Here is an 8,021-nt window from a genome sequence, read left to right as displayed (position 1 = left end):
CACCTCGGGGATCTTCAACTTCGCCCACGGGGCCATCGGCATGGTGGCGGCCTTCTTGTTCTGGGAGTTGTCAGTGAACCAGGGCCTGCCCACGCCACTGGCCCTGGTCCTCGTGCTCTTCGTGTTCGCGCCGCTGATGGGCGCGCTGATCGAGCGGGTGCTCATGCGCCCGCTGCACGGGGCATCGGTCGAGACCACGCTGACGGTCACGATCGGCCTGCTCCTGCTCCTCATCGGGCTGGCGACGATCATCTGGGATCCCACGACGTCGCGGGTCCTTCCCCAGTTCTTCGCCGGCAACTCCGTCTCGATCCTCGGCGTGGTCGTGACCTGGCACCAGCTCACGGTGGTGATCGTGGCCGCGGCGGTGGCGGTCGGCATGCGGCTGTTCCTGTTCCGAACCCGGCCCGGCACGGCGATGCGGGCCGTGGTCGACGATCCCGAGCTGGCGTCGATGGCCGGCGCGTCCCCGGCGCGGTTCGGGCAGTACGGGTGGGCCATCGGGGCGTTCCTGGCTGCACTGGCGGGCATCCTTCTCGCCCCCCTCGTCACCCTGGACATCAACACCCTCACCCTGCTCGTCATCAACGGCTACGCCGCCGCCCTGGTGGGGAGGCTCAAGAACCTGCCCCTCACCTTCGCCGGCGGCGTGGTCCTGGGCCTCGTGGAGTCGTACGCCGTCGGGTACCTGCCGGTCGGCACGCTGCTCTCCAACATCAAGCCGGTCGTGCCGATGGTGTTCCTCTTCATCGTCATCCTGGTGGTGCCGCAGGGCCGGCTCCGGGCGGCGGGCCGGGCTGTCGCCCTTCGGGTGCCGCGAGTCGCGGGCCTGCGCGAGTCGGTCATCGCCGGGGCGGTGTTCGTGGCGCTCACGTGGTTCGTCTCTGCTCACCTGTCGACCGCCAACTTGAACACGGCCGGGCACGGCATCGCCTTCGCCATCATCATGCTCTCCCTCGTCCTGCTCGTGGGCTACGGAGGCCAGGTGTCGCTCTGTCAGCTGACCTTCGCCGGACTGGGTGCGTTCGCCATGGGCGAGGTGGCGGGAGGGGGGTCGTGGCTCGGGGTGCTGGCCGGCATCGGGTTGGCCGGGGGCGTCGGAGCCCTGGTGGCGCTGCCGGCGATTCGGCTGCGCGGTCTGTACCTGGCCCTGAGCACGTTGGCCTTCGCCGAGGCCATGGACTTCGCCTTCTTCCAGAACACGAGCGTGTTCGGATCCGGCAGCGCCTTGTCGGTGGGTCGGGTGCACATCCCTGGGATATCCCTCCAGTCGCCGCGCGCGTTCCTCGTGCTGCTGGCCGTGGTCTTCGTCGTGGTCGGGATCGGCGTGCTGACTCTGCGACGGTCGGCCTTCGGGCGACGACTGGTGGCGATGGGCGACAGCCCGTCGGGAACGGCGACGGTCGGGATCAACATCACCCGGACCAAGCTCATCGTCTTCACCGCCTCGGCTGCCCTCGCCGGCCTGGGCGGCGTGCTGTACGGGGGCCAGCAGAACCAGGTCGGGGCCAACGACTTCCAGCTGCTCTTCAGCCTCACCCTCCTGCTGCTCGCCAGCGTGTGGGGCATCAAGACGGTCACCGGGATGCTGTTCGCGGGGCTGCTCTTCGCCATCTTCCCTGTGATCCAGTCGCACGTGCCCGCTCTGCGGGACCTGCTGTACCTGGCGGTGGGGCTCGGCGCCATCAGCATCGGTCGCAACCCGAACGGCGTCATGGGCGGCAAGACCCCGCTCGAGCGCTGGAGAGATCGCCGCGACGCGGGCCGGCGTGAACCCGACGACCCCGCACCCCCTGACGTGATGCAGGAGCCGACCCGTGTTGCGGGTTGAGGGGGTCGGCGTCACCTTCGGCGGGGTGCAGGCCCTGGGCGGTATCTCGCTCGAGGCCGAGGTCGGCAAGGTGACCGGTCTCATCGGCCCCAACGGCGCCGGCAAGACCACGCTGTTCAACGTCGTCACCGGCTTCCAACGGCCCACCCGCGGATCGGTCAGCGTCGATGGCCGCGACATCACCCGCCTCCGACCCTACGCCCGGGCCCGGCTCGGTCTGGGCCGGACGTTCCAGCGACTCGAGCTGTTCGGCTCGCTGAGCGCCCGGGAGAACATCCTCGTGGGCATCGAGGCGCGCCTCGGTCGGGCCGAGCGCGACGGCGGGCGGCACCGAGCCGCAGACGAGATCCTCGAGCGCGTCGGCCTCCGGGGCGTGGCCGACCGCCAGGCGGACACCCTGCCCACCGGCATGGCCCGGCTCGTCGAGCTGGGGCGGGCTCTCGGCACCCGGCCGAAGCTGCTGTTGCTGGACGAGCCGAGCTCGGGGCTAGACCACGCCGAGAGCGAGACCCTCGGTCGGCTGCTCGCCGCCTTGGCGGCCGAGGGGATGGCCGTGCTCCTCGTCGAGCACGACGTTGACCTCGTCATGCGGGTGTGCAGCCGGGTCCACGTCCTCGACTTCGGGCAGATGATCGCCGTGGGGACCCCGGCCGAGGTGCAGGCCGACCCGAGGGTCCAGCTGGCCTACCTCGGCGTCGAGGCCGGCCCGGGAGGCCGGCCTGCGGGCACGGCAAGCACGGACCTCCCAGCCCCGGACAGCGGGGCGGGAGTGGGCGGGTGAGTGACCGCCCGGCTCTCAAGCTGGAGGGCGTCAGGGCCGCCTATGGGCGCATCGAGGTCTTGCACGGAGTGGACCTGTCGGTGCCCACGGCCAGCGTCCTTGCCCTGCTGGGCCCCAACGGCGCCGGCAAGACGACAACTCTGAAGGTGGCCTGCGGCCGCATGCGACCCACGGCGGGAAGCGTCTGGCACGGAGAGACCTCGGTGGTCACCCGGGCGCCGGACGGGCTCGCCCGCAAGGGAGTGTGCATCATCCCCGAAGGACGGGGTGTGTTTCCCAACCTCAGCGTGACCGAGAACCTGCGCATGTGGACCTACCGGGGCGGAGTCAGCCGGTCCGAGGTGGAAGAGCGCGCCTTCGGCCGGTTTCCCCGACTGCGGGACCGTCGCGGTCAGTTGGCGGGCACCCTCTCTGGTGGCGAGCAGCAGATGCTGGCGATCTCGCGGGCGCTGTCCACCAACCCGAGCCTGCTCCTGCTCGACGAGATATCCATGGGTCTGGCCCCGATCGTGGTGGGCGAGCTGTACGAGGTGGTCGCCCAGCTGGCCGCCGAGGGGATCGCGATCGTGATCGTCGAGCAGTTCGTTCGCACCGCCCTCGGGGTGGCCGATCGGGCCGCCATCATGGCTCAGGGGCGGATCCAGCTCGAGGGCGACCCCGCCAAGGTGGGCGAGGCCGTGCTCGACATCTACCTGCGGAGAGCATCGACCACCTGAGGTGACCGCGGAGTACGGTTCGGCGATGCGTGGGCGCGGCCGCCGTCGACTCCAGCTCCGGTACGAGCTGCTGAGCTGTGGCTTGCAGGATCACATGCTGGTCGGCACCGATGCCGCCGCCCTACGCCCCGAGGACCACCTCGTGGCCCGGGAGATGGACGGCAGCCGTTGGTACCGGTGCCTGCGGTGCGACAGCTGGATCCCGATGGCGCCGCCGCCCGAGCCCCTCCGCGCCCATCCGCCTGACAGGGACGAGATCGAGCTCCCGCTGCGGGGGCGGCCCCTTCGGGACCGGTATGTGCTGCGCCTCATTGCGGTCGACCGTGCTATCCACGTGGTGGTCCTCGGTGTGCTGGCCGCCGCCATCTTCGTCTTCGTCACCCACCGGTCCCAGCTGCAGCAGGCGGTGTACCGCATACTGGCCGACTTCCAGGGAGGCGTCGGCGGGCCGACCCACGACATCCATCGGGGCTTCCTCGGTGAGCTCGACAAGGTCGTGTCGCTGCGGCCCCAGACCCTGGAGGTCGCCGGGGCGTTCGTCACCGGCTACGGCGTGCTCGAGGCCGTCGAGATGGTGGGGCTGTGGTACGGACGCCGATGGGCCGAGTACCTGACGTTCGTGGCGACCACGGTGCTCCTGCCGCTCGAGGTGTACGAGCTCACGACCAGGATCACGGCGCTCAAGGTGGTGGCCCTGCTCATCAACGTCGCCATCGTGGTGTACCTGCTCGTCGCCAAGCGCCTCTTCGGCCTGCGCGGAGGGGAAGCCGCCCAGCGGGCGATACGCGAGCGGGAGCTCGGCTGGGGTGCCATCGAGCGGACCACGCCTCCGACGGTCGACGCCGCCCGAAGGCCGGTCCAGGGCTCCGTCAGCCCGGGAGGCGTTCCTTGAGCGCGGCCCGGTCAGCCTTGCCGGCGGCGGTCGTGGGAACGGTCGAGACGGGGACGACGAGCTCCGGGACCTTGAACCGGGCCACGCCCCGCTCCGCGAACCAGGCTCGGCAGGCCTCGAGGTCGAAGGCATCGTCGGTCACGACGAAGACGGCCACCCGCTCGCCCAGACGGACGTCGGGATAGCCGACAGCCACGGCCTGGCGAACCGAGGGATGGGCCTCGAGCACCGACTCCACCTCGCCCATGGCGATGTTCTCGCCGCCGCGGATGATCACGTCCTTGATCCTGCCGACGATGGTGAGCGAGCGCTCGTGGTCCTGCACGGCCAGGTCCCCGGTGCGGAACCATCCCCGCCGCGTGGCCTCGCGGGTCTGGGACACCTCGGCGTAACCCGCGAACAGCTCCGGACCGCGTACCCACAGCTCGCCCTCGATGCCCGGCGGCATGGCGCGCCCGCTGTTCGGATCGGTGATCCGGAGCTCGACCTCACCGACCGGCCGGCCGTCGGTCTCCTGGGCCTGACGTGGCTCGTCGCCGGACATAGTGGTCGTCATCGTGGGGGCCTCGGTGGAGCCGTACGTGCGCTTGACCAGACACCCGAGCTCAGCCGTGGCGGTGGCGACGAAGGCGGGGCTGACCCCGGCGCCGCCGCTGGACACCAGCCTGAGACTGGCCACGCGATGTTGGGAGAAGCCCGTGGCCGACATGAGGCCGAAGAAGAAGGTGGGCGGGCCGACCATGAAGCTGATCCGCTCGGCTTCCATGACAGTCAGCGCCACCTCGGGGTCCCACCGCTCCATCAGCACCGTCCGCATCCCCGCCGCGCCCGGCACCAGCACCGCGTTGAGCAGTCCCGACACGTGGGCGAGGGGAGCCGGCATCAGCACCGCGTCGTCGCGTCCCAGCCCGTGCACGGCGGCCATCAGGCGGGCCTTGTAGGCGAGGCTCCGCTGGGTGTGGAGCACAGCCTTGGGCTCACCTGTCGAGCCCGACGTGAACACCACCACGGCCAGATCGGTCGGCCGGGCTCTGGTTGCCGGGGTGCTCGCATCGAGGAGGCCCGGGAACGACCCACCGGGGCCGCGAACGGGGACGGCCCCCGGGGCCTCGCGGGCAGGCAACCCGGTGCCCCCGAGCACGAGCCTGGGCTCGAGCAGCTCGAGGATGCGCTCGACCTCGCTCGTGCCCCACGAGTGGTGGAGGGGGGCGGCGACGGCCCCCAGCCGCCAGCACGCCCGGTAGAGGAGGACAGACTCGTGCCAGTTCGGGAGCTGCCAGGCCACGACGTCGCCCCGCCTCACGCCCCTGGCGTGCAGCCCTCCGGCCAACGCTCCCACGAGGGCATCGAGCTCGGGGCCCGTCAGGCGGACGGAGCCGTCGACGAGGCGGACCGGCGCCGACAACCGGGGCGATAGGACGGCGTCGAGCGGCGGTACGTCCCAGGGGCCACCCGCGCGGCGGTAGTGGCGGGCCCTGGTGGGTGTGAACGTCGGACGCAGGCGCACAGTGGAGAAGCTGGGGCGGCGGCGCTACACCGCCGGGGGGCGCCAGGCGGCGCTGGCGGGTGCCCGCCCCTTCAGCACGTTGACGCCCACATAGTTGCGCTGGACCTCGACCGTGCCCGCTCCGATGCACAGCCCGCGGATGTCCCGATAGGCGCGCTCCACGGGATACTCCCGGCTGTAGCCGTAGCCGCCGAGCAGTTGGATGGCCTCGTCGCAGACGAACTTGGCTGCCAGGTTGGCGGCCGTCTTGGCCATGGCGGTCTCGAGCGGCGGCGGCGTGCCGTGGGCGCCCGCCATGTGCACCGCCCGGTAGAGCAGCAGGCGCGCCGCCTCCAGCTGGGTCGCCATGTCGGCGATCTTCCACTGGAGGCCCTGGAGCTCGGCCAGTGGCCGGGCGCCGACCGTGCGCTGGTTGAGGTACCCCACCGCGTGCTCGAGCGCGCCCTGGGCGGCGCCGATGCACATGCTCGCGTTGCCGCAGCGCTCGTGGTTGAGATGGGCGAGCAGTGTCCGAAAAGCCGCGGTGTCGCCGGGGTCGCCGGCCAGCAGCACGTCCTCGGGTGCAACGTGGACATCGTCGAACGCCAGCTCGGCCTCGGTGCAGCCCCGGAGGCCCATCTTGCGGTGGGTGCCGGTGACGCTCACCCCTGGGGACGACAGGTCGACCACTACCGCGCCGATGCCCTTGGCGCCGTCGCCGCCCGGCCAACGGCACCACACCAGGCACCCGGCGGCGACGTGACCGCCGGTCACGTAGTTCTTGTAGGCGTTGAGGCGCCAGCCCCCGCCCGAGTCCTCGGTCAGGTGGGCCCGCATGAGGTTGGCGGCCGAGCCCGCATCGGGTTCGGTGATGCCGATGCAGAACAGCGCGTCACCCGCGGCCACGCGGGGCAGCCAGCGGTGCTTGAGAGCTTCGTTGCCGAGGTGCTCGATGGCCCGGGGCGGGCCGTTGAAGACGAGCTGGCACAGGATGGCGCTGGACACGTCGGCCCGGGACAGCTCCTCGAGCACGATGGTCGACTCCACGTCGCCCATCCCCATGCCGCCGTGCTCCTCGCCCGTGGTGATGCCGAACAGGTCGGACGCCTTGAGCACGTCCCAGGAGTGGTACGGGAACTCCTCGGTCTCGTCCCACTGGGACGCCCTGGGGGCGAGCTCGCGCTCGGCCAGGTCGCGGGCGAGCTTGCGCAGCGACGCCTGGTCCTCGGTGTCCGCGAACGGGTCCATACCGGGGCCGATCGTATCCGCCAAGGGCGCCGCCGGCCCTCCGGACAACCGTGCGCGCCGGAACGAGCTCGAGCTCAGGGGCGAAAGTCGAAGGCCACCTTGATGGCGCCGCTCGTCCCCTGATCGGCGAGGGCGCCAAACGCCTCCCGCCACCCATCGAGCGGGAACCGGTGGGTGAGCATGGGCCGAATGTCGACCCGACCCTCGGTGACCAGATCGAGATAGTGGCGCAGCCCGTGCTGGCGGCGGCCGTCCACCTCCTCGATCCCGAAGGCGTTGGAGCCCACGAGTCGGATCTCCTTGAAGTAGATCGGCGTCCACTCGAAGCGAGCCGGGGTGCACACGCCGGTCTGCACCAGCGAGCCACGCGCCGCCAGCACCCGTACACCGACCTCGAGGGTTTCGGGCGAGCCGACCGTGTCGTAGACGACGTCGACGTGTCCGGGGTGGGCCATCGGTAGGCCGGCCCACGCCCGGCGCAGCACACCGCCGGACCAGCGGGCGATCTCCTCGACCAGAGCCTCGCGCGGCTCGGGCGCCACGACCTTCGCCCCGAGGCGGGCCGCCAGCTCGGCCTGCGCCGGCCATCGGGCCACCGTGAGGACCTCGACGTCGGGGTACAGCGAGCGGAGGATCGTGGTCGTCGTCGTCCCCAGGGCGCCGGCCCCGTAGACCACGCACCGGCCGCCCGGTGGCGGCGGTGTGCGGGTCACGGCGTGAAGCGACACCGAGAACGGGTCCGCCATGACCGCCACGTCATCGGGGATCGAGTCCGGCACCGGTATGAGCATCGAGTCGTGAGCGGGCAGGCGCGGCGCGAACCCACCGGTCGCCTCCTTGGCATTGCCGGTGTGGATGCCGGGCGACAGCCGACCGTCCGTGAAGTGCCAGCACAGGTTGTAGTCGCCGGCCTCGCAGGCCGGGCACGGCGGGTCGATGCCTCGCGGACCGCAGGAGAGCCACGGGTTGAGCACCACTCGCTGCCCGACGTCGAAGCCCCGAGCCTGCGGGCCCAGCTCGGCGACGGTGCCAACGACCTCGTGCCCGAGCACCTGGGGGAAGGAGAT

At 71.3% G+C, this 8,021-nt stretch carries 7 protein-coding genes; 4 read left to right on the top strand and 3 right to left on the bottom strand.

Annotation, left to right across the window (positions count from 1 at the left end):
- The 4 genes from VGF64_12035 to VGF64_12020 all read left to right on the top strand — a co-directional run.
- On the top strand, nt 1-1,831 hold a 1,831-nt coding region (locus tag VGF64_12035; protein HEY1635480.1), incomplete at its 5' end, for an ABC transporter permease.
- Nucleotides 1,818-2,612, top strand: a complete 795-nt coding sequence (locus VGF64_12030) for an ABC transporter ATP-binding protein (protein ID HEY1635479.1) — start codon at nt 1,818-1,820, stop codon at nt 2,610-2,612. The genes VGF64_12035 and VGF64_12030, both read left to right, overlap by 14 nt.
- On the top strand, nt 2,609-3,328 hold the full coding sequence (locus tag VGF64_12025) for an ABC transporter ATP-binding protein (GenBank protein HEY1635478.1): 720 nt from the start codon (nt 2,609-2,611) through the stop codon (nt 3,326-3,328). The genes VGF64_12030 and VGF64_12025 overlap by 4 nt, the downstream gene beginning before the upstream one ends.
- Nucleotides 3,329-3,353: 25 nt before the next feature.
- Nucleotides 3,354-4,220, top strand: coding sequence for a DUF2127 domain-containing protein (locus VGF64_12020; GenBank protein ID HEY1635477.1), 867 nt, complete (start codon nt 3,354-3,356; stop codon nt 4,218-4,220).
- Here the strand turns inward: VGF64_12020 and VGF64_12015 are convergent.
- From VGF64_12015 to VGF64_12005, 3 genes are all read right to left on the bottom strand, one after another.
- Nucleotides 4,198-5,727, bottom strand: a complete 1,530-nt coding sequence (locus tag VGF64_12015; GenBank protein ID HEY1635476.1) for an AMP-binding protein — start codon at nt 5,725-5,727, stop codon at nt 4,198-4,200. The two genes, VGF64_12020 and VGF64_12015, sit on opposite strands and share 23 nt — an antisense overlap.
- 24 nt (nt 5,728-5,751) lie before the next feature.
- Nucleotides 5,752-6,954, bottom strand: coding sequence for an acyl-CoA dehydrogenase family protein (locus tag VGF64_12010; GenBank protein HEY1635475.1), 1,203 nt, complete (start codon nt 6,952-6,954; stop codon nt 5,752-5,754).
- Between the two features lie 74 nt (nt 6,955-7,028).
- A partial coding sequence (locus VGF64_12005) for an alcohol dehydrogenase catalytic domain-containing protein (GenBank protein HEY1635474.1) occupies nt 7,029-8,021 on the bottom strand: 993 nt, incomplete at its 5' end.

It is taken from the genome of Acidimicrobiales bacterium (genome assembly GCA_036491125.1).
Classification (GTDB): domain Bacteria; phylum Actinomycetota; class Acidimicrobiia; order Acidimicrobiales; family AC-9; genus AC-9.
This window is presented reverse-complemented; position numbering and strand designations above follow the sequence as displayed.

Coding starts and splice junctions, on each gene's coding strand:
- VGF64_12020 (HEY1635477.1), top strand. CDS start 3,354: ATGCGTGGGCGCGGCCGCCGTCGACTCCAGCTCCGGTACGAGCTGCTG.
- VGF64_12010 (HEY1635475.1), bottom strand. CDS start 6,954: ATGGACCCGTTCGCGGACACCGAGGACCAGGCGTCGCTGCGCAAGCTC.